General features: G+C 65.9%; 1 pseudogene. It reads right to left on the bottom strand.

What is annotated here, in order from left to right:
* Positions 1–510, bottom strand: a pseudogene (locus LC041_RS17010) (integrase core domain-containing protein); the annotation flags it as partial.

Raw genomic sequence — 510 nt, 5'->3', positions numbered from 1 at the left:
TGTGGGCTCGGCCGATTCCGAGGTGGAGGAGTCGTCCGTGGTGGCGGAGGGTGATCTTTCCGTCGTTGTCGATGGTGTCGTAGCGGACGCGCCAGATGTTCGGGTCGTCGGGTCGTGTGGGGGGTGGCTTTCGGGATGAGTGTGTAGGCGAACGCGGGGGTTTTGCGGCCGAGAGCGCGGTGTGGCCGGATGGTGTTGTAGTAGTCGCGGAATGTGTCGAGGGTGTGCTGCAGTTCCGGGAGGGAAGCGGCAGGGTGCGCCGCGAGGTGGGTCTTCAGCGTCTGCCAGAACCGTTCGATCTTGCCTTGGGTGGTGGGTTTGAAGGGTTTGCCGTTCTTCTGGGTGATGCCCCGGACGGCGAGGAGTGTCTCGAACGCGTTCCCGGCTCCGTCGCCGCGCCCTCGACCGCCGCGGGCCAGGCGGGTGGTGTAGACCATGCCGTTGTCGGTGAGGGTTGCGGCGGGGTATCCGTGTTCGTGGGCGGTGGTGGTGAAGGTGTCGGTCACGACT

The organism is Microbacterium paraoxydans (assembly GCF_020524545.1).
Classification (GTDB): Bacteria; Actinomycetota; Actinomycetes; order Actinomycetales; family Microbacteriaceae; genus Microbacterium; species Microbacterium paraoxydans_C.
The sequence above is the reverse complement of the archived record's forward strand: the minus strand, read 5'-3'. Positions and strand labels throughout refer to the sequence as shown.